The organism is Nocardia yunnanensis (genome assembly GCF_003626895.1).
Taxonomy (GTDB): domain Bacteria; phylum Actinomycetota; class Actinomycetes; order Mycobacteriales; family Mycobacteriaceae; genus Nocardia; species Nocardia yunnanensis.
Genome location: NZ_CP032568.1, coordinates 4,942,794 through 4,966,687, shown reverse-complemented (window position 1 = coordinate 4,966,687; position 23,894 = coordinate 4,942,794). Strand labels below are relative to the sequence as shown.

The following is a 23,894-nucleotide window of genomic DNA, read 5'->3' as shown; positions in this document are numbered from 1 at the left end:
CCCATGAACGACGTTTTGCGCGCCCCGGCCGAGGTCAAGTACGCCGCGGAGCTGGATTGGCTGGAGTCCATCGACGACGGCCCCAAACCGTTCGCGTGGCGGCTGAGCCCGAAGATGGTGCGGCTGTTCATACTCGGCTCCGAACGCGCCGACGGCCTGGATCGGCAGGTGGAGCAGAAGTGGTTCGGTGACCGCAGTTTCGTCGAGCGCAGCATCGTCACCCTGGCCTCGGACCGGGGACTGCTGCTGATCGGCGATCCGGGCACCGGCAAGAGCTGGCTGGCGGAGTTGCTGTCGGCGGCCATCAGCCGCAACTCGACGCTGGTGGTGCAGGGTACGGCCGGCACCACCGAGGATCACATCAAATACTCCTGGAACATCTCCATGGTCATCGCGAAGGGCCAGTCGCGGGAGTCGATGATCCCGTCGCCGATCATGACCGCCATGGAACAGGGCGTGATCGGCCGTTTCGAGGAGCTGACCCGCTCCACCAGCGATGTGCAGGACGCGCTGATCTCGATCCTGTCGGAGAAGTACGTCTCCATTCCCGAGCTCGACGACGACAATGTGGTGTTCGCGCAGCCGGGTTTCTCCATCATCGCCACCGCCAACAGCCGCGACCGGGGTGTGAACGACCTGTCCTCGGCGCTCAAGCGGCGCTTCAACTTCGTGCGAATTCCGGTGGTGGCCAACAAGAAGAGCGAAGCGGAGATCGTGCGCTTCCGCACCGCGGAACTGCTGCGCCGGCATTCCATCGAGCTGGAGCTGCCGCCAACGCTGCTGGACATCCTGCTCGAGAGCTTCGCCGATCTGCGCGCGGCCGCGGCGTCGGCCACCAGCGATGACGACAAGCTGGAGTCGGCGCTGTCGACCGCCGAGCAGATCGGTGTGCTCGAGGACGCGATTCTGCACAGCCAGTTCTTCGGGGCCAAGGAGTTGCGCGCCGAGACCCTCGCCGGGTCGTTGGTCGGCTCGCTGGCGCGGCGCACGCCCGAGGATCTGGCGATCCTCAACAAGTATCTGCACGGCGTGGTCGAACCGCGCACCAAGGACAAGAAGGGCAACGCGGCGTGGGGCGAATTCCTCGAGGGCGGCCGGGCCGCGATCGCGAGGCTGTCGTGAGCACCGTGACCGCCGCTGCTTCGAGGTCGAATACCTTTGCGGCGCTGCGGGATCAGCTGGCGGACGCGGCGGTCGCATTCGCCGGCCTGCCCGGCGCGGCCGGTGACATCCTGGCGGGCATGGTCGACGATGTCGACCGGGCGCTGTCGGAGCGGCTGGAGATCTTCCCGGTCTGTCACCACTCCCCCGCCTCCGGGCTGGCGATGGTGCGGCGGCTGCGCGAGAAGCAGCCGCGGGTCGTCTACCTGGAGCTGTGCGAGGATCTGCGGCCGCTGCTGGACGAGCTGCGCAACTGCCGGTTGCCGATCGCCTTGCAGGCCTTCGCCACCGAGATCGAGGGTTTCCCGGCGGAGTGGGCGCCGCTGTCGGTGGTCGCGCCGATCACCGAATCCTCGGCCGAGTATCAGGCCATCGCCTATGCGCTCGACACCCCGGGCGTGGAGTTGGTGCTGGTGGATCGCTCCACCGATCACGTCTTCCAATGGGCACCCACGCAGGAACCGGCGCCCGCCGAGGGCGCGGGCGAGGACGGCGAGCCGGGCGACGACGGCCTGCACGGCGGCGCGGTCGGTCTCGAAATCGGTGATCTGCGACCGCGTTTCGCCGAACTGGAAGAGCATCTGCTGCATCACGGCAAGGTGCGGCACTGGTCGGAATGGTGGGACCAGTACGTCGAGCAGCCGCTGGTGGACGCCGACTACGACACCTACCGCCAGGTCATGGTGATGATCGGCAGCCTGTTCCGGCGGCTGCGGCGCGGGTCCACCGTCGAGGACGAGGATCGCGAGCGGTACATGTGGACCCGGATGCGGGAACATCTGGCCGCGAACGAGATCGATGCGGCGCAGGCGCTGTACGTGTGCGGGGCCGCGCACGCGGCGAGCCCGGTGGCGCAGTTCGGCGTGGATTCGACCGCGCCGTTCGAGATCTCGCCGCGCTCGGCCACCACCTGGCATTACGGGCTCATCCCCTCGAGCCACTCGGCGATCGAGGCGCAGTTCGGGCTGGCGGGCGGCGCGGTGTCGATCGCGGCGGCCACCTGGGCGAAAGGGTTGCGGCGCGGGAAGTTGCAGTCCTTTCAGCTGGAGGGGCAGCAGGGTGTGAAGAAACGGGCGGCGAAATCGCTTGCCCCCGCAATACCGGAATCGGCGGTGACGGACCAGCTTTCGGGCTTTCTGTCCCGGCCGCCGGCGCTGGACCCGCTCGACGAGGCCGAGCTGCTGGAGTGGTCGGTGGACATCGTGCGACTGGCCCGGCGCAACGGCTACCTGGCCAGCACCGCCGACGCCATCGCCGTCTTCGAGACCTCGATCCTGTTGGCGGGCTTGCGCAATCGCACTCGCCCGACCCCCTACGACTTCCAGGACGCGGCCGTCACCTGCATCGAGAAGGATCGGGTGCCGGGGCGGCGGGACGTGCGGCGGCTGTGCGAGATCCTGCTGGGCGGCGACCGCATCGGCCAGGTCGGCTACGCGGCGCTGCCCCCGCTGGCCCGCGATGTGCTCGATCGGCTGCGACCGCTGGGTCTGGATCTGTCCAAGCGGACCCTGCAACGCGCGCTGCTGGATCTGAAGGCGACTCCGGAGCTGCGGCCGTGCTCGGATCTGCTGTGGCTGCTGCGGCGGCTGCTGCCGCAGGACGCGCTGCGGCCCATCATGGGATCGCGGGGGTTGGGCGAGACCTCGATTCAGGAGAGCTGGGACATCGGGCTCGGCAAGTATCAGCGCTCGCTGGTGGAGCTGGGCTATGAGGGCGTGTCGGTCGAACAGGTGCTGGAGCAGCGGTTGCGTGCCGCGGTGTCGGCGCCGAACGCGACCGCCGCCACCGCCTTGGCCGCGGTCGAGGACGCGCTGGTGTATCTGCGTTCGGCCCGGCTCGCCGACGAATTGGGCACGCGCGCGGTGGAACTGCTCGCCGCCGAGCGGACGGTCGACGACGCACCGGTGGTGTTGCGTCGTATCCGAGTGCTGCTCAACTACTTCCGCTCCACCGCGACCGGATTGCCGGCCTGGTGCGAACGGTTCGTGACGGCCGGGTACGCGCACTACTGCACGCTGCTGCCCACCGCCTTCGCCGCGGAGGAGACCGGGCCCGCGCAGGTGGCGGCCATGCTGGGATTCCTGTTCGGCATGGAGAATCTGGCGCTGTCGCTGGGCTGCGATCACACGCAGCTGGAATTGGCGGTGCTGCAATCGCATCCGGAGGCCCCGGCCAAGGTGGCGCTGCTGTGGTCGGCGCGCTTCCAGCTGGGCCTGCTGAGCATGGCCGAACTGCGGCAACGCTGTGACGCGATGCTGGCCAATCCGCTGGTGCTGCCGACGGTTCCGCAGTACGTAAGCGGTTTCGTCCACGCCATCGATCCCGCTCCGGGGTTGAAACCCTTTGTGGTGGAGGTGTTGTCGAAGGCTTTCGGCAGCCTGCCGGACGCGGTGCTGCTACCGTGGCTGCCCAAGCTGATCACCACGCTGAAGGATCAGACCGGCGAGCTGATCCCCGGCCTGGTCCGGGAGGCGGGGCGCACGTTCCCGGGCGCGCTACCGGCCGTGGACGCCTTCGTGCCACCCTGGTCTGCCGAATCCACGCCGACCGCAACCCCGGTCGCGGCGGCGCCGAGCGGCCCGGTGACCGAATTGCTGGCCGCCCATCCCGTCGCCTGTGACGCGCTGGCGGCGCTGCTCGGCTACGCGGGCGGCTGGCAGGCGACCCGACCGGCCGAAAACCGCGAGCTCACCGAGCTGCTCGCGCGCTACCCGGCCACCGCGGCCGCTTTGGCCGGGACCTTCGCAGGTACGCAAGGAAATCGATAGAGAGTCGCAAGCGCGTGGCCGTAGATTCGATCGCACAGTCCCCCGCCGAGAAAGTGGAAGGCCATGGCGCTCCGAATCTCCGGTCGCGCGATCACCAGCGACCTGACGCCCGAGACCGCGCACCTGGTGCCCGGCCCCGACGGCGGCGCGTGGGTGCTGAGCTGGCTGCCCGGCTGGGAGTTCACCCGCGAACAGGCCATCGACGGCATGGCGCTGGACGAAATGCTCAGTGACCCCGACTCCGTCGACGGTGACCTCGCGGTGGAAATGGCGGCGCTGCGCGCCGAATCGCTCGGCATCGGGCTCGAGGATGTGGTGACGCGGCTGTTCGCGCGGGTCGTCGAGCGCGACCGCATGCGCCACCGGCAAGCCGACGCGGACCGTTCCGAGCAGAGCAAGCCGGAACGGTCCGTACCCGGCGCGAGTTCTCCGCGGCCGGGAACTCCCCGATGGCTCACAACGCTCCGCTCCGCGCTCCGTGCCCGGACGGTCGAGCTGCTGTGGGCCGGATACCGCCGCCGGCACCCGAATTCGCCGCAGATTGGTTCGCGGGGGTCAGGCACGCAGCGGCCCGCCGCCTGCGATGCCCTCCCGGACCGCTAGCCGGCGGCCCGGCCACCCGGCCGGTCCTCCGATCGCGTTGCGTCAGTGCGAGACTCGCGCTCGGATCAGCGAACAGAAGTAGTTCATGCTGCGCTCGAAGAGCGGTTGCAGGGTCGGGAAGACGGCGCGGGCCTGGGTGCGCAGCATGTCCAGGGCGTCCGGTCCGAGGACCCGGTGCGCCTCGGCGGCGAAGTCGGGTTCGGCCAGCCAGCGATCCAGCAGCGGCGGGTCGACCTCGGGATGGAATTGCAGCCCCCACGCGACCGGTCCGGCCCGAAAGGCTTGCACGGGAGTGGAATCCGTGGCGGCCAGCGCCGGGAGGGCGGCGGTGGCGACAATGCGATCTCCGTGCCAGTGCAGGACCGCGGGTGCGTCGGCGAGCGACCCCACCAGCGGGTCGGCGCGGTCGACCTGCCGCAGCGGCGCCCAGCCGAGTTCGTCCGCGTAGCCCAGGTCGCCCGGCTTGACCTCCAGTCCGGCCGCGCGGGCCAACAGCTGCGCACCCAGGCAGACACCCAATGTCGGCAGTTCCGATCGCAGTGCCCCCGTGAGCAATTCGCGCTCGCGCCGCAAACCCGGGTAGGCGTCGAGTTGGTCGGCGTTCATCGGACCGCCCATGATCACCAGTCCGGCCAGCTCGGCCGGCGCGGGCAGTTCGGCCTCCGGGTCGGCGATCAGGTTGCGGGTGATGGTCGGGATCCGATGGTCGTGCAGAACGTCCAGAATCAGGCCGGGCGTCTCGACCTCGACGTGCTGGATGATCAGGACGGTATCGGTGGGCATCCCTGCAGTATCGCGCAGCGGCCGGGGTGGCTATCCTTCGCATGCCGTCGTACCGACTGTCCCGTACTGGACGGCTACCGCTCCACCTCGATGGCTCGCTCGCGAGCGGGCCGGCAAACAGTCGGCATGCGGTCGCGCGCGGGTTCGGATCGCTTGATTTCCGTCAGTTCGTCATCCACGACAGAGGGGATCGTCTTGCGCATCATGGAGTCCAGCACCACCGATACGGCCGAGTCCGTTTCGCACACCGATGTTTTCGACGCGGTCGCGCACGCGGTGTCGATGGTGGACCGGAGGTTTCGGCTCGACGGCGACTACGAGGTCGGCCGGGAGAAGGTGCGCGAATACGCGGCGGCGGTGCAGGACGATCATCCGGCGCACTGGGACGAGTCGGCCGCGGCGGCGCTCGGCTATCCGAGCCTGCCCGCCTCGCCCACCTTCGCCTCCATGCTCGCCGCGCCCGTGCAGCACGCCATGAGCGGCATGCTCACCGGCTACGACCTGCGGGCCTCGGTGCAGACCGATCAGGTGCTGGAGTTCCATCGGCCGATCCTGGCCGGGGACCGGCTGACCAGCAATGTGGCGCTGCGGTCGTTCCGGCAGGCGTTCGGCGGCGATATGTTCGTGTTCGAGAACGTCATCACCGATCAGCGCGGCGAGGCGGTCATGACCGGGGCGACCAGCGTCATCGCCCGCTCCGAACAGTCCGACGACCATGCCGAGGCCGACCGTCTGATCGGCGAGATCGTGCATCGGGGCATGGACACCTTCCGCCGCCGCGCCCCGCGCCGCACTGAGCTGCCCACCTGGCATCCGAGCTACGCCGCCCATCGCAGCGCCCATTCCCGCGCCGCCGCGACCGTCGCGGTGGGTGACGAACTTCCTTCCCGCACAGTCCTTCTCACCATCGGCGATCTGGTCCGCTACGCGGGCGTGGCGGGCGACGCCAACCCCATCCACTGGCATGCGGGAGCCGCGCGCACGGTCGGCCTGGAACGCGGTGTGGTCGCCCACGGCATGCTCACCATGGCGTATGCCGCGGGCTTCGTCACCTCCTGGCTCGGCGACCCGGGCGCGCTCAAGCAACTCAGCGTCCGCATGAGCAACCCGGTCTACGTCACCGACGCCGGGCCGACGGCCGTCGAATACGCCGGCAAGATCAAGTCGATCGACCCGGACGCCCGCACCGCCACCGTCGCGATCACCGCGATGTTCGAGGGCCGCAAGGTCTTCGGCCGCGCCACCGCGGTCGTCCAGCTGTCCTGATCACGCGCGCCCGGGACGATCCCGTCCCGGGCGCGCGGATGGGGCTGGCGACCGACCGGCATGGTGGCGTCGGGCAGACTGGCGGCGTGGGAAACCTACCTATCGCGGCCGTGGTGTGTGCGTTCGTCGGTGCCGTGCTGTTCGCCGTGTCCGCGGTGGCGCAGCAGCGGGCCGCCGCGGATGTGGCCGAAGGGGATGCGCTGCTGGCCAGATTGATCCGGAATCCGCGCTGGGTGGCGGGGCTGATCGGCGACGCGGGCGGTTTCGGCTTCCAGGTGGCGGCGCTGGCGCTGGGATCGGTGCTGGTCGTGCAGCCGATTCTGGTGACGGCGCTGGTGTTCGCGCTGCCGCTGGCCGCGCATTACAGCGGGCGGCGAGTGACCGGGGCGATGTGGGCGCAGGCGGCGGCGCTGTCGATCGCGCTGGCCTGCTTCCTGGTGGTGGGCGAGCCCACCGAGGGCGTGCCGCATGCACCGTGGCATCACTGGGTGCTGCCGCTGGGCCTGCTCGTCGGCGTCATCGTGGCCGCGATCGCGGTGGCGACGACGGTGAAAGTGCCGACGCTGCAAGCGCTGCTGCTGGGCTCGGCGGCCGGGCTGCTGTTCGGCATCTCCGCCGCGCTGACCCAGAACGTCACCCAGCAGTTCGGGCACAGCATTCGCACCGCGGTCACCGGGTGGGAGCTGTATGTGCTCGTGGCCTGCGGCATGCTCGGCCTGTATGTGCAACAGCGTGGCTATCAGGTCGGTCCACTGTCGGCGTCGCTGCCCGCCTTCACCGTCGCCGAACCGCTGGGCGCGGCCTTCCTGGGCATGACCGTGCTCGAGGAGCGGCTGCGCAGCGGCCCGGTCGGCACCGCGTTCGTCGGGCTGTCGGTGGTGGTGATGTGCGTTGCGGCCGTATGGCTTTCCCGCGCACAGGCCGCGGAAGCGCCCGAGCCGCAACCGGTCGGCGAGTGAACGCGGTCAGCGCGCGAGGGCGATGATCCGCTCGGCGGCGCGGGTCGCGCCATCGGTGCGGATGGCCGGGGCCAGCTCCCGCGCACGGGCGGCGGTCTCGGGCGTGAGCACGCGGGTGAGCGCCGTTTTCAGCGAGGCCGCGGTGACTTCGCCGGGGGCGTGGGCGAATCCGATGCCGAGGGCGCTCACCCGGTCGGCCCAGTAGAACTGGTCGAATCGCTGCGGGACCACCACCTGGGGCACGCCCGCGCGGGCCACGGCCGTGGTCGTGCCCGCGCCGCCGTGATGGACCACGGCGGCGACACGCGGGAACAGGGCCTGATGGTCCACATCGCCGATCGTCAGGCAGTCGGGTGCGTCCTCGGGCACGGTCAGGCCGGACCAGCCTCGCAGCAGGATGGACCGGCGGCCGAGCGCGCGGGCGGCGTCGAGTGCGGCACGGCCGGTTTCGGTGGCCATGTGCATGCTGCCGAATCCGAAGTTGACCGGCGGTTCCCCGGCCGCGAGGAAATCCTCGAGCGTGGCGTCCAGGGGTGCGGGTTCGCGCAGCATCCAGGCTCCGGGCTGCCAGACGTCCCCGCCGCCGGGTTCGGGCCAGGGTCCGAGGGTCGGGTCGGCGGCGAGCCAGGGGCGTTCGGTGAAGATGTGGTCGCGGACGTCGGCGACCGGGGGCAGGCCGTCGGCGGCGCGGCGGGCATTGAGCGGGCCGGCCCACAGCGCGTTCCAGCGGTCGGCATCCTGCTTCCACTGGGTGGCGTTGTCCGCGGTGGCGTCGACGCCGGGGCCCAGCGGGGGCGGTGGAAGGTGCTGGGAGGGAAGGGTGTTCGCGGCGTAAGCGACATAGATGTAGGGGATTCCGTGCGCGTCGGCGATCGAATGGGCGGCGATCTGCAGCGCCCCGCAACCAACCAGCACAGCGCAGTCCGCGACGGCGGCGCCGACCGCCTCGAACTGGTCGGTCACCGTGCCCGCGATCATGGCACGGCGCTGCTCCGGTGTGGGCGGCGTGCCGCGCCCCGCCTGACTCACCCTCGGTCCGACCGGAACGAACTCCAGCCCGAATCCGGCGATCAGCTCCCTGAAATCGGGTGGCGCGCACAACCGCGCCCGCGCTCCCAGCCGCTCCAGTTCCAGCCCCAGCGCCAGCATGGGCTGCACCTCGCCCCGCGACCCGATCGTCGACAGCAGCACCCGCATCGAAACTCCTCCCGGTCGGCCTTCGACCAGCAGTTATAGCCCGCCGTCGGGGCCTTGCGGCAAGCCCCGCCCGGCGGGTTATGGTGAAGTGGGAGGCAATCTCGGTCCCCCGCACCACCTCCCCGCGCCCACTCCGCCGCGCCACGCCCGAAAATCCCGGTTTTCCAGGCGATTTGCATTTACCACCTACCCATAGGCTAATGTTCTGTCCCGCAAGCCGATCGGCCCACAAGGCCGGGTGAGCACGCGGATGTAGCGCAGCTGGTAGCGCATCACCTTGCCAAGGTGAGGGTCGCGAGTTCGAATCTCGTCATCCGCTCAAAGGGGGATTTCCGCGCGATTAGCTCAGCGGGAGAGCGCTTCCCTGACACGGAAGAGGTCACTGGTTCAATCCCAGTATCGCGCACCACAGTTTGACCAGAAAGGCCCGGTCCCCACCGGGCCTTTCTGCTATCCCGAACCGGCCAGTGCCCGGGCCCAGTCGGCCGGAATCGGTTGCACGAGAAGCAATCCCGAAATCACCCTGGGCACCGACCATTAGCCCCTACCGCCGCACCGACCAGCCGACTCGGCTATCTCCGCCTCATCAGCGAGACTGGAACTCGAGTTGTTCGGTGATACCCGGGAAGCGAGGATACGGGTGCGGGTGATCGGCGTGCGGCATGTTGCGGACTGCTCGCTGTGATCGGTGCCACAATCGATGCCTACCGTGACATGGGAGGCACGACTCAGGATTTGCGCTAATAGCCGAACCGCATGGCCGATAGTGATCACATGAAACGAGTACTCGCCTCTGCAGGCATCGCCACCGTCGCTCTGCTCGCCGCCGCGCCGCTGGCCTCCGCCGATTCGCCCGATGATCTGTTCGGCCCGCACGATTGGTCCAGCAGGTTCGCCGCGCAAGACAATCTGATCCTGTCGTCGCGGATCCTGATCAGCCCCTACGGCACCTCCCACCCGCTCATCTGCAGCGGCGGTGACGGCCACTATTCGCTGTTCCCCCACGACTGCACCCAGACCGACGACAACGGCGTCGCCCACACCGTGGACCGCGCCATCCCCTTCGGCGACGGCGGCGTCTACATCTACCGCTGACGTCGATTTGCTTTCACCGCCCACCCATAGGCTAATGGTCTGTCCCGCAAGCCGATCGGTCCTCGCGGCCGGGGTGAGCACGCGGATGTAGCGCAGCTGGTAGCGCATCACCTTGCCAAGGTGAGGGTCGCGAGTTCGAATCTCGTCATCCGCTCAACGATCGACCATTCCCCTAATCCGCGCCCGCGCAATCCCCCACAATCCCCTATCGGCTCGATTCGCGCCGGGGCGATGCTCGGTTTCGGCTGTGCATCAGGCAAACTCGGTGGCGAACATTGATCACGAGCTTCCGGGAGTGAAACGAATGCGCAAGATTCTGCCCTCCGCCGTGCTGGCCGCCGGCGCCGTCGCCGCCCTGCTGGTGCTGCCCGCCGGCAACGCGTACGCCCTGTCCCCCGCCTGCCAGGCCGCCAGCGACGTCCTCAACAGCTACGGCTCGCTGGGCCCGAGCCCCCAGCAGATGCAGGACGCGGCCAACCGCCTGTACGCCATCGACGCCAGCGGACAGGAGCAGATGGCCATCTCCAACTACGCCAACGCCCTCGCCAAGGGCGATGTCGCCATGATCGGCAACGCCGCCCCCATCCTCAACGGAATCTGCGCCCAAACCAACTGATTCCCCCACCTCCGCAGCACGTTTCGGGCCGGGCCACCACGGTGCCCCGGCCCGAAACGTATCCGCAGCCGGATCGATCGCCCAACGACAGAGCCTCAGGGCCGGTCTGTTGCGGGGAGGGTTCGGGGGAGGCCGAAGTGCGGGAGGAGCTCAGGGGTGAAGCAGGTGAGGGCGGTGATGTGGTCGGCGGTGGCGGTGATGGACAGGAGGCTGTAGGCGTGGTGCAGGGGGGTGTGGGGGTCGGCTAGGTAGAGGGCTACGGCGGGTTGGGTGTTGGCTCGGGTGGGGATGACGCGGTAGCGGAGGCCGGGGCGGAAGGTGACTGCGGCGAGGACGCGGCGGGCGGCCTCGGTGCCGCGGTATTCCAGCATGACCGGGGGCATGGAGAGCCGGACGTCGGCGGCGAGCAGGTCGATGAGGGCGTCGAGGTCGGCGCGTTCCAGGGCGTCGGTGAGGCGGGCAACGAGGCGGTGTTCGGCGACCGAATCCGGTTGGCGGGCAAGAGTGTTGGTGTCAGCGAGGTTGTTGTCCACGGTGGCGCGAGCGCGTTTGAGGGCGCTTTGCACCGATTCCTGTGTGGCGTCGAGCATTCGGGCGACTTCGGAGGCGTGATAGCCGAGCACGTCGCGGAGGATGAGGACGGCGCGTTGGCGTGGGGGCAGCAGTTGCAGGGCGGTGATGAAGGCCAAAGAGATGGCCTCGGTGGTCTCGTAGCGGGCGGCCGGGCCGCCACGCGGACACCAGGTCTCCTGGAGTGCGTCCTCGGCATCCTGCAGCGATCCCAGAATGCGATTGCAGTGCACTTGCAACTCGCGGGAGTGCACGGCCACCAGGTCGCCGAACGCGTTCTGATCGCCTGCCCGCTTGGGCGGTCTCCGCGCGCCCAATTTCCCGGTGGCCCCGGCGTCTACCCGATCAGAAGAGATCCCGAGCCGAAGGAGCACGGAAATGGGAAAGATCGTCATCAGCTCGAACAGCACGCTCGACGGCGTGGTTCAGGACCCCGACGGCGAGGAGGGCTTCGCGCGGGGCGGCTGGTTTCACCGGTTCGTGGGCGCCGACGACCTCCAAGCCTGGGTCGCCCGCGAGACCGAGGAACTGCGCGGTGTCGAGGCGCTGCTGTTCGGCAGGCGCAGCAGCGGATGGTTCGAGACCCGAATGCTTTCGCGCGACGACGCGGAAACGCGAGTGAGCCCCGAATGGGCGACCGGGGTGAAGAGCCTCCCCAAATACATCGTGTCCTCGACACTGGACCGCTCCCGGTGGAGCAACGCAACCATCCTCAATGGTGATGCGGCAAAGGAGATTTCGGAGCTGAAGCGGACAATGGACGGCGAGATCCTGGTCTACGGCAGCTACCAGCTCGTATGCACCTTGATCGACCACGGTCTCGCCGACGAACTGCGGCTGGTGGTGTTCCCCGTCGTCTTGGGGACGGGCCTACGCCTGTTCGACGAGACCAGCCAGCGGCCGCTACGTCTGGTCGACATTCGAAAGATCGGCCGCAGCCTGGCTTTCCACACCTACGAATTCCAGCGGAGTTAGGTCGATCAGCGCTCGGCGGGCAGGAACGCGTCGAGCGCCTCGGCGACCAGTTCGGGCTGTTCCAGGGTCTGCTGGTGCGGGGTGCCCGGCAGCACCTGGAACTTCGAGCCGGGGATTCGATCGGCGATTCCGGACATGATCTCCGGGGTGCAGGAGGCGTCCTTCTCTCCCGAGAGAACCAGGACCGGCTTGCCGAAATCCGCGAGCTTGCCTTGAACGTCCATCTCCGCGAACGCATTCCAGGCCGCGACCCAGTCCTCGGGGTGGAAGCGCAGAATCCGTTCCCGCGCGTAGCGCACACCCCAGGTGTTCGCCGCGAGCGCCGCGGGGGTGAACCAGCGGGTCAGCGTGGGTTCCAGCTGCGCCGCGATGCCGTCGACCTCCGCCGAGCGCGCACGGACTCGGAAGGCCTCGGTGAAGGGGTAATCGGTGGTGCCCAGCAAGGCCAGCGAATCGACTCGTTCGGGGTTGCGCACGGCGAGTGTCTGCGCGACGCCGCCGCCCATCGACAGGCCCACCACGTGCGCGGTGTCGAGTCCGAGATTGTCCATGAGCGCCACGACGTCGTCGGCCATGGTCGTCATCGTGAACGGCCGCGGTGAACCGGCCGCCGCGCCGTGGCCGCGCAGGTTGTAGGCGAATACGCGGCGTCCGACCGCGAGCCGCGCCATGACGGGTTCCCACATGCGCCAGTCGATTCCGAACGATCCGGACAGCACCACCGCCGGTCCGGTCTCGCCGAGCGAGGCGACGAGGGTGTCGTGGTCGCTGGCCCGCACCCGCCGCACGGCCGGCGGACGGACGCCCACCACCTCGTCGATGACTTCCAGGGCGTGCGATGCCCGCGGGAAGCCCGCGTAGGCGGAGGCGTGTTCGGCCAGCGCACGCAGCTCCGAGGGATGCCAGCCGTGATGCAGCGCGGCGCGCACATGCCCGGCCAGCTTGTCGTCGGCGCCGCCCATGGCGGCGATCATCGCGACCGTCGCCAGTTCGCGATCGGCCCGGGCCAGCTCGGGTCGGCTCAGCGGGCCCGCGAAGATCGAATCGATCATTGTTTCGTACATTTCGGGCGAGGCCGCGCGCACCGCGGCCAGTTTCTCGTGCGGTTCACCGCCGATCAGTTCCCGGTATTCGCGAACGCCCTGTTCATGACGATCCATCAGACGATTCCTCGATCTCGTAGCGGTGGTCGGATTGCGCTGCGGCTCAGCCGTTTCGGTGTCACTGGCGGCCGATCGATGACACATCTACGAGCGTAGGGACGACTCGAACCCCGAGTGGGGGACTATTCGCGACAATCAGCTGACGTTGGACGCCACTGGTTTCAGACGGACAGATTGACGTAGACCCGATCGACTGTCACGGCCGCTGTGGTTGTCGCGCATCGAAGTCCGGCCGCCGTGTCGCGGGGGCATCGTCGGGTCGCACGCGATAGACGATCTCTACCGATCCGCCTGCCAGTGCCCGTGAGCTCTCGAACTCCAAACCCGTTGCCGTACTGAGTGAATCGGTCAATCGCATCCCCGAACCGACCAGGAACGGCAGCACCACCAATTCCAGCTTGTCCAGCACGCCCAGCGCGCGAAAGGTTTCGACGGTGCTCGGGCCGCCGATCAAATGCACGTCCCCACCGCGGTTCTCGGCGCGCAGCCGCTCCAGCAACCGCTCCGGGTCGGGCTCCACGACCACATCCTCCGGCGTGCCCTCGGGCCGATGCGAGCCCAGCACGAACACCCGCAGTCCCGGCCAAGGCCACCGATCATTGGTCAGCGCCGGCTCGAATGTGGTCCGCCCCATCACCGCCGCCTCGACACCCTGGAGAAACTCCGCGATCCCGTGACTCCCCGGCCCGTGCACGGGATCCAGCACCTGCGGCGGCCACCCATTCGGGGTGGTGACATAACCATCCGCACTGATGCACAAGCGAGCAAGAATTTGCACAGCAATCCTCCTTCGAACGCGGTCTCACAAGATCGGACGCCCCACGCCGCTGAAACTCATCGCTCCCCGGCCAATTCGCGTGTCATCCACACCGACTCGCCGCGTGCGGGATCCGCCTCGACCCGCCCCCCGAACTGAAATCCAAGCTTCTCCAGCACCCGAAACGAGGCCGTATTCCATTCCCGCACCGTCGCCCACAACCGCCGCCGCCCCGTACGCGCCGCCGCCTCGACAACCGCCCGTCCCGCCTCGGTCGCATACCCGTTCCCGTGCGCGCGCCGGGCGAGTTCGTAGGCGATTTCCGGTTCGTCGTACGAGGCATCCCCGACGATCAACCCGCAGTACCCGATGAACTCCCCGGTGGTCCGAAGTTCGATCGCCAACAGCCCCAGCCCAGGTTCTGCAGTCAGCGGATTGGCTACCAACAGCGCGCGAACGTCCTCGACAGTCGGTCTCCCGGCAGCATCGATCCGTCGAGTGGCCCGCACATCGCGCTCCGCCCACAACGCTCGATACTGCGCCGCATCGGAGGGAAGCCACCGCCGCAACCGCAGCCGCTCGGTCGACAGATTCGCCGGAAACTCCGAGTACCCGTCCATCCCTCGAATCTACGTCCCACCGGCACTCCCCACCCGTGGCGATGAGTTTGGCCGGTGGTTGGCGTCTATCTCATCGACACCGTGGCACGGTGTGATGTGAAGCCACCCGGAGAAGGAGTAGCGATGCGGCACCCGCAGGCGAAGGTTCATCGCATGTTCGAGTTGGTCGAGCCGTTGGCTGCCGTGACGTTCTCCGCGGTGGCGGACGAGGCGTTTCTGGCTGTCGGCATGCGGAATTACTGGGACGGGTATTTCGCGGGGCGGGCGGCGCCGTTGGGGATGGCGCCGGCGGCAGTGGTGCATGCGGTCTTCTACAACTTCGCCGATGGCGAGGTGGCCCGTCATATCCCGTGGGTTTGGGGCAAGGTCACGCCGCAGGAGGCGATCGCGCTCCGGGAGCGCGGGAGTACCGCCGCTCTGCGGCAGCGGTTGGGTGATCTGGCCGACTCTTCCGATCTGTTGCGGGTCGTCGAGCTCGCGGCACGGGCGGCAGTCTCCGCGCCGACGGAGGGCCGGGTGCTCTACGCCGGATTGCGTGCTCTCCCAATGCCGACCGACCCGGTGGCCAAGCTTTGGCACGTGGCGACACTGTTGCGTGAGCATCGCGGCGACGGGCACAACGCGGTCCTGACCGCTCACGGTATCGGCGGCACCGAATCTCACGTCCTCATGGCGCTCGCTCTGGGCATGCCGGCGGAAAAGTTCGGCCGGATTCATCACCTGCCGCCGGCGCGATTGGCCGCTGTCGTGGACGGACTGCACACCCGCGGTCTGGTGGACGCGGCCGGTGGTTTCACCGACGCCGGATCGCAGCTGAAGCAGCGCATCGAGGCACTCACCGACGAATTGGCGGCCCCACCCTACGATGTGCTCAGCACCGACGAACTCGACGAGTTGATCGCGAAACTCGAACCTTTCGCTGCCGCAGCAGGTTCCGGCGACGACTGAGCGGATGACCGATGCCATGCGCGAGCGTTGCTAAGTTGAGGGCATGATCACTTGTGTCGTCGAATACGTGATAGACGCTCGGAAGATCGATGCGTTCGAACGTTTCGCCAGTCGATGGATGGAATTGGTCGAACGCCACGGTGGCACCCACCACGGCTATTTCCTTCCCGCCGAGGGTGCCAGCGACAAAGCGCTCGCGCTGTTCAGCTTCTCCAGCCTCGCCGCCTACGAGGAGTACCGCACACACTTCGGCACCGACCCCGACTTCGTGGACGCGGATCGCATCAGGGACGAGAGCGGCTGCGTACTCCGCTACGAGCGAACCTTCATGCGCCCGCTGCTGCCCGGAGGGTCACGCTGACCTTCGACTGGTACCCGAGAAGCGAAAGCGACAGGGCCGCTTATGCTCTCGCCATGACGTATGCATTGTATGCCTAGGCAACTTCATCGACGAAGCCGGTTTGGACCGGGGCCCGGGCTGGCCCGACGACGCGCTGCTGCGCGGCGAGCGAGACGTGGTCAGCGACGACCTGATGATCGGCGATACCGAGCCACTGCAGGTCAACGGCCCCGGACCGATCTTCACCATCGACGGGCAACGGGTCGATGGCCGTGATCTCGTGGGCCGCGATCTGAGCAGCGCGGACTGGCAGATCGAGCAGATCCTGGTGGCCACCGACGGGACCCGCGAGGACGCCCTGCGAATCATCGCCGCGGTCGAGCAGGACGGCGACTACGCCACCGACACTGCGCCACAACACAATCCGGTCGGCGTCGGCGAGGTCGTGACCGTGTGGTCCGACGAACACGGCCAATGGGATCTCGCCATGGTCCGCCACGCCGCCGCAAACTGATGTCCTGACACCTCGGTCGATCTCGATGTCGTCCGCCTTCGACCGAGGTGTCAACCTTGGCTGGCGGCCAGTTGGGCGCGGGCGTCCTATGACCTCACCCCATCCAATCCACAAGATCGAATGAGGTGGTGCCGAACTACGCGGAGGCCGTGGCGCAACCGATCGGTACTGGGCGCAGGCGCTGGGCACCAAACCCGGGGCGATTCACTGCACCGGCGGCCTCAGCACCCTGGCGCGCGCAAGGCCATCACGAACCTGGGGGCCACAAGAGCACTGGCGCTGGCGCTGCAGACGATGGCACGGCAGTTCGCCCGAACTGGCGGACCCGAGCCGTACTGCCAACGATGATCGGCATCCCAATGGGCGACGATCAGTGCCGTAGCGCCTACCGTATGACGGCGGACGGCAGTGGGTGGTCGGGATCGAGGGCGGGCAAACCGTCGATGCTGTGGCCGTTGTCGCCTGCGATCCGGTTCGCGAATTTCTCGTCCGGTTGCTTCGCGTGATGAGCATCGAGAACTGGCCGCTCACCGACGAGTTCGTAGTAAGGGACCGAGTACCCGCAGGCATCAGCGATACGCTCGATGTCGATAACGATGACCGCCCGAATTCCCGGATGGCCGAGACCGAAAAACGTTCGGAGACTATCGAACTCGGGACTGTCAGGTCGCACGACTCGTCCCGTACCGAACAGGCGCAGGATTCTGGAGTTACGAGTGAACGAGCAGAACATGACGGTGATCCGGCCGTTGTCCCGCAGGTGCGCAATCGTCTCCGCGCCGCTACCGAACAAGTCAAGGTAGGCGACGGTGTGATCGTCGATAACGGCGAAGGTGTCCTGATATCCCTTGGGAGACAAGTTCACACGTCCATCGCCGTTGGGAGCCGTGGCGACGAAGAACATCGCCTGCGCCTCGATGAAACGCCGCAGCGAGTCATCCAAATGCGAGAATTCCTTGGCCATGAGCTCCCCCTCTCGACTATGTGATGATCCTATCGGCGATGTTCTTCATTTCGACGGTGAGAGTCCTCTCACCCATCCGCGCTTGCCCGCTCCAGTCTGCGCACGACGCGGCCACCACGTCACGTCAACCCCCTCGGGCGAGTCCCTTCTCCCCTGGCCGATCCGCGTGCAGCAGCCCTTTCTCATCACTGAGTGGCACATAACCGAGGGATTTGTCCGACTTCGCCTCGCTCGTGTGCCACTCAACGTGCTTGCCTTGCTTTCCGGGCCACCGCAGGGTCGGAACACCCGGGCTACTTGGGGCGAATACCGATTTGCCTGATGCGGGGTCAGGCGGTAAGCCAGTGCAGTTCGTGGGCCAGGGATTTGGCGGTGGTGCGGATGCGGTGGTGGAGAGGGGATTGGAGGGTTGGGAGGACTAGGTGGAGGGTGAGGGTGGGGGCGTCGCGGAGGGGGCGCCAGGTTAGGGCGGGGGGTTGGGTTGTGGCTGCTACTTCGCCGGCGGGGGCTAGGGTGAGGTTGTCGAGTAGGTCGCGTTGGGAGAGGTCGAAAGAGACTGCGGGGGTGCGGAATTGGGGGGTGGGGTGGGTGTTGTGGAAAAGGGCGGAGAGTTGGTCGTGGATTGCGGGGTTGGCGGTGCGGTCGGGGAGGCGGAGTGGGTAGGCGGCGGCGTCGGCGATTTCGATTTCCGAGTGGGCGGCTAGGGGATGATGTCGTGCCAGTTGGACTCCGATGCGCATACGGCGCAGCAGGAATCGGCGTGCGCCGCGGGCGGGCTGTTCGCCGCGGGTGATGCCGGCATCGAGGCGGCCGTCGGCGACGGCGGGAGAGATCTCGGGGGTCGCCAGCGGGGACGCGGCGACTTCGAGTCCTGGGTTGCTGCGAATGAGCTTGTCTACCAAGGCCGGTGCCGTCTCGGCGCCCGCGCTGAGGCTGTATCCGATACGCAGTGTGCCCAGTTCACCGGCACCGGCATTGCGGGCGGCGTCCCAAGCTCGGTCCAGCGCCGCCAGCGCGGGCGTCGCGGACTCCACCAAAGCCGCACCGGCCGTGGTCAATTCGACGCTTCGAGTGTTGCGTACCAGCAGGCTCGTACCGAGTTCCGCTTCCAATCGGCGTATCCGGGCGCTGAGTGCGGGCTGTGCGATGCCGATCCGTGCGGCCGCGCGGGTGAAGTTCAATTCCTGTGCCAGCACCAGGAAGTACCGCAGGCTCATCGTATCCGGGGCCACATGCCCTCCCTGCCGATTGATAACGATCCGTTCTGAGTCTATCGCGTACCGATCTTTCCCTCGACCGCACATCGAGCCTTAACCTGCGCATATGACGATTCAACAGACGGCCGGAGGCAGTCGTGCATAAATTGCTGGTCCTCTATCCCAAGCCCGTCGACCCTGACCACTTCCGCGATTACTACGTGAACAATCACCTTCCGCTGGTCAGGAAGTGGCCCGGGGTGCTCGCGTGGCGCTACAGCTTCGAGGTGGCGGCGGCCAAGGGAGAACCGGCGTATTTCGCGGTCTTCGAAGCCGACTTCGCGGACGCCGCCGCACTGGCCGCGATGCGGGCGTCAGAGTTCGGTCAGCAGGCCGCTGCCGATGTCGTCAACTACGCCACCGGCGGTGTGGTCGTCATCGACTATGCGGTGCGGGACGACAGCGACTGAGGCACGACGGCACGCTCCGGGACGGGTTCGGGGCGTGCCGCCCGGCTCGTCGGTGCCGCCGGTCGACGCCGGTGCGCCGAAGGTGGTGTGGGCGTTGGATTTCCAGTTCGACTCCACCGTCGACGGACGGGCGGTGAAGATGGCATCGGCATTCGGCGCTGGGGTATGTCACCCCGACCACGTCCGACGTAGCCCAACCACCCGACTCGCGGCATTTCCGGACACCATGATGGCGGCCATGGAGACTGAATCCGGATCACGTCGCGGCGGGCACATGTCGAGCTCAGCACATCATCGGTCATTTTCAACCTTGAAGCTGTTGGATGACCCAATTTGCGGTGTTGGCGCTTGATCTGAGGGAGGAATGCCCGACCGGCGCGGAGCCGGGAAACAAGTCTTCGTAGAAATTCATGTTCACCCCGGGTTCGTCAAGTACAGAGCAGATGGTGGCCGGCGTCGCAAGCTCATCATTACGTGTCGATAGCACCGAGTAACGGACGCCGGGCTGGCTGACCTGCCCATCGAAAACTGCCTGGTAGACACTCGAGGAAGGCATCATTTGGACGGCATTGGCCTTGTCGGGCGCGACAGCGGCGAGGACGGTGCCCAAGAACGGCAAGGCAGCGACCACCTGGACGGGGGTGACAGGCGAGTTCTCGATCCCGTATGCGGCAAGGAAACCTGCGCCATCGCACCCCCGAGTTTCTGGGGTGAGGAAGACCGCATGGGCCACCGCGGGGGCGCCGCCGAGGACCTCGAGGAAGTAGTTGCTGACGATCGTTCCGGCCGAATGCGCGACAAGATCAACCTGATCAGCCTCGGTAACCTGGCGAACCTTGGTCACAAAGTCCGCGACTTGCCGCGCAGCACTCGGAATATCGCCGGTCCAACGGTTTCCGTTGATGACCCCACCCTGGAACAGGAGCGCGCAGTAGCCTGCCCCGCGTAACGCGGTCAGCATCGTGTCCCATTGCGTAGCGGTGTCAGCGGTGGTTCCATCTCCACCGGGCAAGACCACGATCGGACGGGGGTGTGCTGAGTCGGGAACGCAGTCGATCGGTGGTTCGATCGTATTTCCCGCGGGGATGTTCGCCGCTCCGGAACCCGTATCCGGCGCAGCGACAGCCGGTCCCCCGGCCATCATCGCGGCAGCACTCGCGCAAACCAGCACGGTCGTGAATTTCGCAGGAATTCTCATGTTCGACAGCCCTTCGACCTCAACCTGTGACCCACCCGGACTGTGTGCGAATCCCGCACCAACACAGGACAATACAATCGTCGCGGCAAACAGTCACGACCACTGCGACGTTGCCCGCCCCACGGCGGCCTCGTCACCGAAGCTCCGACGATCGGCGTCAACACGCTCGCCGATCGAATCGATGAGTGTCGCTACATCGACGACGGTGAGGGATCAGCGGCCGGCTCAGCTTGCTGCGGGGGCGCTGTCGGCGACCTGGCGGGGACGAGCCTCTCGAGCCACATACCTACGCTCCAGATGCAGAAGTCACGGCCGCTGTCGCCGGGACTTCCTCTCCGACTAGGAGCGTGGGCGTAAGCCGTCGAGGATGACGGATGCGAGGTGGGTTGCGCGGGCAGGGCTGGTTTGGGCATTGGCGTGGTGGATTGCGGCGAACGCGCCTGCGACCAATGCCATCACATCCGCGACACTGATGTCGTCACGAACGAGGGCTGCAGTGCGCGCGCGGTCGAGCAGGGCGGACACATGACCGGTGAGGGCCGCCGCGACATCGGGGGCGACCACGCGCAGGTCGAATTCCGCTGCGGTGAGCGCGCTTTTGACCGCGCTGTTTTCGGCGCCGTTGGCCATCATCCGTGACAACAGGGTGAACACCGCGGCGGGGTCGTCATCAGCAACCAGGTTCGCGGCGTCGCACACCAGATGTTCGAGCTGATCGATCGAGACCGCGAGGTAGAGAGCTTCTTTGGTGGGAAAGTGCCGGTGAACCGTCCCAGGTCCGACGCCGGCCCGCCGGGCGATCTCGTCAAGCGGAACGCCCAGTCCTTCACGGGCGAACAACTGTTGCGCAGCCTCGAGGATGGCCCGGCGATTGCGGCGCGCGTCGGCGCGCAACCCTCGGGACCCGTCAGGCGGGGGCATGGGTTCGAATGGAATGCGCTGGGGCTGTTGCTTGTTCATCGCACACCTAGCTTAAGCGGGGCGAGGCCCCGTATGCTTATCGCACAACCGGGGCGGCGCACCGCTTAGGGCGAGGCACCCGGATTTCGATCCCGAAGAGGACTTCTCATGACGCTCGACCCTGACGCCGTGGTGCGGCGGCTACAAGAGTGCTTCAACACACGGCAGTTCGACCAGGCCGACGAACTGCACACCCCGAACTTTTTCAGCCACGCGCTCGGCACCACCGGTTTCGACGCGGGAAAGAGCGTCTGGCGGAGTCTCGTGACACAGTTTCCCGACATCCGCGTCGTCGCCGAGGACGTCTTGGTCGATCGCGACCGAGTAGCGGTTCGCTCGTCGGTCGAAGGGCTCCCCGTCGCCGACGGCGGCCCGTCGCCGATGATGATCGAGATCTTCCGTATCGACAACGGTCGGATCGCGGAGAACTGGGCTGTCGGGACGGGATTGCCTTACAGCGCCGAAACCCTTTGAGCCTATTGGGCGAAACTCTTCGAGTGCTTGGGCGATTCAAAATCCACGCTGTTTCGAGAGCCAGGCGGCTACGGCTGCGCCGAGAAGCGAGGGTCAGGCTGAGGGGGCTGTCTCCTGTCGCCGGTGAGGTGGACTGGGATCGCGGCTCGTGGAGGAGAGGATGCACGGTCTGCCCGAATGCCCGGTTCGCGGACACGGGACCTTCGCTGAGTGGCACACCATCGAGGCCGATTCGGGCAAAACGCCTCGCTTATGTGCCACTCAACGAGTGGGTCCGTAGGCGAGATGACTACGCGGCGTTGGCTTTCCGCTGGTGAGGGATTAGAGGCCGGCGCAGCTTGCTGCGGGGGCGTTGTCGGCGACCTGGACGCCGTTGGGTGGATTGCTTTTGTCCTGGATGAAGGTCAGGGTGGGGTTGAGGTGCAGGGAGCCGAGTTGGACGTTGTATCGGCCGGCTACGAAGGTGAATCCGTCGAGGGTGCCTGGCACGCGTAGGCAGGTGTTGCCGTAGATGACGACGAAGGTGCCGTCGGTTGGGACGTAGATGTTGTCGACTTCGCTCCATACGCCGACCGGAAGCGCTGTGGCGCGGGTGGTGTGGTGGCCGTCGGCTGGGTTGATCAATCCGATGTTCGCGCCTGTGCCGTTCCAGACCGAGATGCGGACCACCGCGGCGAGGGCCTGCGCCGTGGGGGAAAACAGTGTGCCCGTGCCGATTCCGGCGATTCCGACGACGGTGGCGACGAGCCTCTTGAACCACATACCTGCGCTCCAGGTGCAGGAGTCCCGGCCGCTGTCACCGGGACTTCGCCGCAGACCCTAGCAGCGAACTGGCATTCTGAAATTTCATTGAGCCACTCTCGTTTCGGAGGGGTCAGTCGACGGCACGGCGGGTCATGCGGCCGCCCGCCGAACGGTATCGCGGGACGCCGTCGCGAAAGTCGTGGTAGGACACCAGAAGCTGACGCGAGTAGCCGGTGAACATCTCCAGCGGGAGGCCGGCGGGCGCGAACACGTCCTTGCCGACAGGCAGGTAGCGCCGGGTCATGACCGGGATCGAACCACCGACGAAAGCGGTGAAGATGCCGGACTGTTGCTCGTCGGCCGGTTCGTAGGTGGTGGTTTCCTCCAGCCCGCCGTCCACCGCGCGGACGGCGATGCGCAACTGGTTGGAGCGGTAGGTGCCTTCGTAGCGCCCGAGATCCTCGGCCTCGATGGTGGCGGTGATCAGATCCGGGACCGTCACGCCCAGACGATTTCGCAACAGCGTCAACAGAATTCGGTCGAACAGCGCCATGGCGCGGGCATCGTTGCCGTACGCGGCGAAGACCAGGTCACGACCGGGCACCGCGACCAGCACCGCGACGCCGCCCGGTGAGGCGCCCGAATGCGACAGGACCTCGACGTCACCGAACGGCATGAGCAGCCAGCCCAGCCCGATCGGCGGAATATGCGGGCTGCCAGTGGAATACGTGACCGTCCGCATGCGGCGCACTGACTCCTCCGACAGCACGCGGGCGCCCGACGGCGCGAGGCCTCCGTCGAGGTGGATGCGACCGAAAGCCAGCAGATCGGCAATGCCGGCGATGGCCGAGGACCCGGCCGGCCCCCAGGTGTCGGGCAGCTTGAACAGATCGGTGCGGCGCGCGCCGTCCTGGCTGGGGAAATGCCCGACGGCGGTGCTGCGCAGGATCGCCTGCGCGGGACTGGTGACCGCGCCGGTCATACCCGCCGGGTCGAACAGATTCCGTTGCAGCAGTTCGTGATACGGCACCCCGGTCACGACTTCCAGAACGCGTCCCGCGACGATCATGCCGCCGTTGGAGTAGCTGATGTGCTCGCCCGGAGCGAACAATGTGCCGACCTGTTCGGCCATGCCATCGACCGCGATGCGCAGCGCGTCGGGACCGTCGGCGTCGGGGAAATACAGGTCGGCGTCGATGCCGTTGGTGTGGTTGAGCAGGTGCCGGATACGAATATCCGCGGCGCCCGCGACTTCGAGCCGAAACTCCGGCAGGTAGGTGACGACCCGCTCGTCCAAGTCGATGCGCCCCTGCTCGACCTGCTGCATGACCAGGGTGGTGGTGAGCACCTTGGTGACCGACCCGAGCAAAAACCCGGTGTCCTCCCGCATCGACTCGCCGGTGACCACATTGGTCACCCCGCAGGCCACCACCTCCTGCTGTCCCGCGTGATACACCCCGGCGACCACGCCGGGCACCCCGCTGGTTTCGACGAAATCGCTGACCAGCGCGTTCAATCCCATGTTCGACATCGTGCCGACCTTTCTCCGCGAC

General features: G+C 67.2%; 25 protein-coding genes and 3 tRNA genes. 16 read left to right on the top strand and 12 right to left on the bottom strand.

What is annotated here, in order from left to right; genetic code table 11:
- Positions 1–3 precede the first annotated feature (3 nt).
- The 3 genes from D7D52_RS23340 to D7D52_RS23330 all read left to right on the top strand — a co-directional run bounded on the left by D7D52_RS23340 (position 4) and on the right by D7D52_RS23330 (position 4,532).
- Positions 4–1,122, top strand: a complete 1,119-nt coding sequence (locus tag D7D52_RS23340) for an ATP-binding protein (protein ID WP_120739624.1) — start codon at positions 4–6, stop codon at positions 1,120–1,122.
- Complete coding sequence (locus D7D52_RS23335) at positions 1,119–3,929, top strand: DUF5682 family protein (RefSeq protein ID WP_246023244.1); 2,811 nt, start codon at positions 1,119–1,121, stop codon at positions 3,927–3,929. Before D7D52_RS23340 ends, D7D52_RS23335 begins: the two co-directional genes overlap by 4 nt.
- 63 nt (positions 3,930–3,992) lie before the next feature.
- Positions 3,993–4,532: a hypothetical protein gene (locus D7D52_RS23330; RefSeq protein ID WP_120739622.1), complete on the top strand. Its 540-nt coding sequence runs from the start codon at positions 3,993–3,995 to the stop codon at positions 4,530–4,532.
- A 42-nt stretch (positions 4,533–4,574) separates the two neighbouring features.
- On the opposite strand, the gene D7D52_RS23325 is transcribed toward D7D52_RS23330, so the two are convergent.
- Positions 4,575–5,315: a type 1 glutamine amidotransferase gene (locus D7D52_RS23325; protein WP_120739620.1), complete on the bottom strand. Its 741-nt coding sequence runs from the start codon at positions 5,313–5,315 to the stop codon at positions 4,575–4,577.
- 204 nt (positions 5,316–5,519) lie between these two features.
- On the opposite strand from D7D52_RS23325, the gene D7D52_RS23320 reads away from it, so the two are divergent.
- Together D7D52_RS23320 and D7D52_RS23315 are read left to right on the top strand one after the other, a co-directional pair.
- Positions 5,520–6,581 carry a fused (3R)-hydroxyacyl-ACP dehydratase subunits HadA/HadB gene (locus D7D52_RS23320; protein WP_120739618.1) on the top strand — a complete coding sequence of 354 codons (1,062 nt, stop codon included), beginning with the start codon at positions 5,520–5,522 and terminating at the stop codon, positions 6,579–6,581.
- Between the two features lie 86 nt (positions 6,582–6,667).
- A complete protein-coding gene (locus tag D7D52_RS23315; RefSeq protein ID WP_120739616.1) occupies positions 6,668–7,540 on the top strand; it encodes a DMT family transporter in 873 nt (290 codons plus the stop codon).
- Positions 7,541–7,546: 6 nt separating this feature from the next.
- Here D7D52_RS23315 and D7D52_RS23310 read toward each other — a convergent pair whose 3' ends face one another.
- Positions 7,547–8,737: a glycosyltransferase gene (locus D7D52_RS23310; protein WP_120739614.1), complete on the bottom strand. Its 1,191-nt coding sequence runs from the start codon at positions 8,735–8,737 to the stop codon at positions 7,547–7,549.
- Between the two features lie 246 nt (positions 8,738–8,983).
- On the opposite strand from D7D52_RS23310, the gene D7D52_RS23305 reads away from it, so the two are divergent.
- The 5 genes from D7D52_RS23305 to D7D52_RS23285 all read left to right on the top strand — a co-directional run bounded on the left by D7D52_RS23305 (position 8,984) and on the right by D7D52_RS23285 (position 10,448).
- Positions 8,984–9,056 (top strand) — tRNA-Gly (locus tag D7D52_RS23305).
- 15 nt (positions 9,057–9,071) lie between these two features.
- A tRNA-Val gene (locus D7D52_RS23300) sits at positions 9,072–9,146 on the top strand.
- A 365-nt stretch (positions 9,147–9,511) separates the two neighbouring features.
- Complete coding sequence (locus tag D7D52_RS23295; RefSeq protein ID WP_120739612.1) at positions 9,512–9,832, top strand: hypothetical protein; 321 nt, start codon at positions 9,512–9,514, stop codon at positions 9,830–9,832.
- Positions 9,833–9,913: 81 nt separating this feature from the next.
- Positions 9,914–9,986: transfer RNA gene (locus tag D7D52_RS23290), tRNA-Gly, on the top strand.
- A 150-nt stretch (positions 9,987–10,136) separates the two neighbouring features.
- Entirely contained in the window at positions 10,137–10,448 is a 312-nt protein-coding gene (locus D7D52_RS23285) for a hypothetical protein (RefSeq protein ID WP_120739610.1), read from the top strand.
- Positions 10,449–10,543: 95 nt separating this feature from the next.
- On the opposite strand, the gene D7D52_RS23280 is transcribed toward D7D52_RS23285, so the two are convergent.
- Positions 10,544–11,335 carry a sigma factor-like helix-turn-helix DNA-binding protein gene (locus D7D52_RS23280; protein WP_246023243.1) on the bottom strand — a complete coding sequence of 264 codons (792 nt, stop codon included), beginning with the start codon at positions 11,333–11,335 and terminating at the stop codon, positions 10,544–10,546.
- Positions 11,336–11,396: 61 nt separating this feature from the next.
- Here D7D52_RS23280 and D7D52_RS23275 point away from each other — a divergent pair, with 61 nt between their 5' ends.
- Positions 11,397–11,993, top strand: a complete 597-nt coding sequence (locus D7D52_RS23275) for a dihydrofolate reductase family protein (RefSeq protein ID WP_120744394.1) — start codon at positions 11,397–11,399, stop codon at positions 11,991–11,993.
- A gap of 5 nt (positions 11,994–11,998) precedes the next feature.
- Here the strand turns inward: D7D52_RS23275 and D7D52_RS23270 are convergent, their stop codons facing one another.
- From D7D52_RS23270 to D7D52_RS23260, 3 genes are all read right to left on the bottom strand, one after another.
- On the bottom strand, positions 11,999–13,153 hold the full coding sequence (locus tag D7D52_RS23270; protein WP_162958493.1) for an alpha/beta hydrolase: 1,155 nt from the start codon (positions 13,151–13,153) through the stop codon (positions 11,999–12,001).
- A gap of 199 nt (positions 13,154–13,352) precedes the next feature.
- The gene (locus D7D52_RS23265; protein ID WP_120739606.1) at positions 13,353–13,934 is read right to left on the bottom strand and encodes a dihydrofolate reductase family protein; all 582 of its coding nucleotides are present in this window, start codon (positions 13,932–13,934) and stop codon (positions 13,353–13,355) included.
- Between the two features lie 56 nt (positions 13,935–13,990).
- Positions 13,991–14,533: a GNAT family N-acetyltransferase gene (locus D7D52_RS23260; protein ID WP_120739604.1), complete on the bottom strand. Its 543-nt coding sequence runs from the start codon at positions 14,531–14,533 to the stop codon at positions 13,991–13,993.
- Between the two features lie 153 nt (positions 14,534–14,686).
- On the opposite strand from D7D52_RS23260, the gene D7D52_RS23255 reads away from it, so the two are divergent.
- The 3 genes from D7D52_RS23255 (at position 14,687) to D7D52_RS23245 (ending at position 16,335) form a co-directional block, all read left to right on the top strand.
- Positions 14,687–15,481: an SCO6745 family protein gene (locus D7D52_RS23255; RefSeq protein WP_120744393.1), complete on the top strand. Its 795-nt coding sequence runs from the start codon at positions 14,687–14,689 to the stop codon at positions 15,479–15,481.
- A 43-nt stretch (positions 15,482–15,524) separates the two neighbouring features.
- Complete coding sequence (locus D7D52_RS23250) at positions 15,525–15,842, top strand: NIPSNAP family protein (protein ID WP_120739602.1); 318 nt, start codon at positions 15,525–15,527, stop codon at positions 15,840–15,842.
- Between the two features lie 100 nt (positions 15,843–15,942).
- A complete protein-coding gene (locus D7D52_RS23245) occupies positions 15,943–16,335 on the top strand; it encodes a hypothetical protein (protein WP_120739600.1) in 393 nt (130 codons plus the stop codon).
- A 385-nt stretch (positions 16,336–16,720) separates the two neighbouring features.
- Here D7D52_RS23245 and D7D52_RS23240 read toward each other — a convergent pair whose 3' ends face one another.
- On the bottom strand, positions 16,721–17,299 hold the full coding sequence (locus D7D52_RS23240) for a pyridoxamine 5'-phosphate oxidase family protein (RefSeq protein ID WP_120739598.1): 579 nt from the start codon (positions 17,297–17,299) through the stop codon (positions 16,721–16,723).
- 329 nt (positions 17,300–17,628) lie between these two features.
- Positions 17,629–18,531 (bottom strand): LysR family transcriptional regulator, encoded by a 903-nt coding sequence (locus D7D52_RS23235; protein WP_120739596.1) that lies wholly within the window; start codon positions 18,529–18,531, stop codon positions 17,629–17,631.
- A 122-nt stretch (positions 18,532–18,653) separates the two neighbouring features.
- Here D7D52_RS23235 and D7D52_RS23230 point away from each other — a divergent pair, with 122 nt between their 5' ends.
- Positions 18,654–18,965 (top strand): EthD family reductase, encoded by a 312-nt coding sequence (locus D7D52_RS23230; RefSeq protein WP_120739595.1) that lies wholly within the window; start codon positions 18,654–18,656, stop codon positions 18,963–18,965.
- 304 nt (positions 18,966–19,269) lie between these two features.
- Here D7D52_RS23230 and D7D52_RS23225 read toward each other — a convergent pair whose 3' ends face one another.
- Both D7D52_RS23225 and D7D52_RS23220 read right to left on the bottom strand, forming a co-directional pair.
- Positions 19,270–20,163: an esterase/lipase family protein gene (locus D7D52_RS23225; protein WP_120739593.1), complete on the bottom strand. Its 894-nt coding sequence runs from the start codon at positions 20,161–20,163 to the stop codon at positions 19,270–19,272.
- Between the two features lie 339 nt (positions 20,164–20,502).
- Entirely contained in the window at positions 20,503–21,123 is a 621-nt protein-coding gene (locus D7D52_RS23220) for a TetR/AcrR family transcriptional regulator (protein ID WP_187703027.1), read from the bottom strand.
- A gap of 108 nt (positions 21,124–21,231) precedes the next feature.
- Between D7D52_RS23220 and D7D52_RS23215 the strand changes: the two genes are divergently transcribed.
- Positions 21,232–21,597, top strand: coding sequence for an ester cyclase (locus D7D52_RS23215; RefSeq protein WP_120739590.1), 366 nt, complete (start codon positions 21,232–21,234; stop codon positions 21,595–21,597).
- A gap of 321 nt (positions 21,598–21,918) precedes the next feature.
- On the opposite strand, the gene D7D52_RS23210 is transcribed toward D7D52_RS23215, so the two are convergent.
- The gene (locus D7D52_RS23210) at positions 21,919–22,359 is read right to left on the bottom strand and encodes a hypothetical protein (protein ID WP_120739588.1); all 441 of its coding nucleotides are present in this window, start codon (positions 22,357–22,359) and stop codon (positions 21,919–21,921) included.
- Between the two features lie 112 nt (positions 22,360–22,471).
- Positions 22,472–23,872, bottom strand: coding sequence for a serine hydrolase domain-containing protein (locus D7D52_RS23205; RefSeq protein WP_120739586.1), 1,401 nt, complete (start codon positions 23,870–23,872; stop codon positions 22,472–22,474).
- Positions 23,873–23,894: the final 22 nt, after the last annotated feature.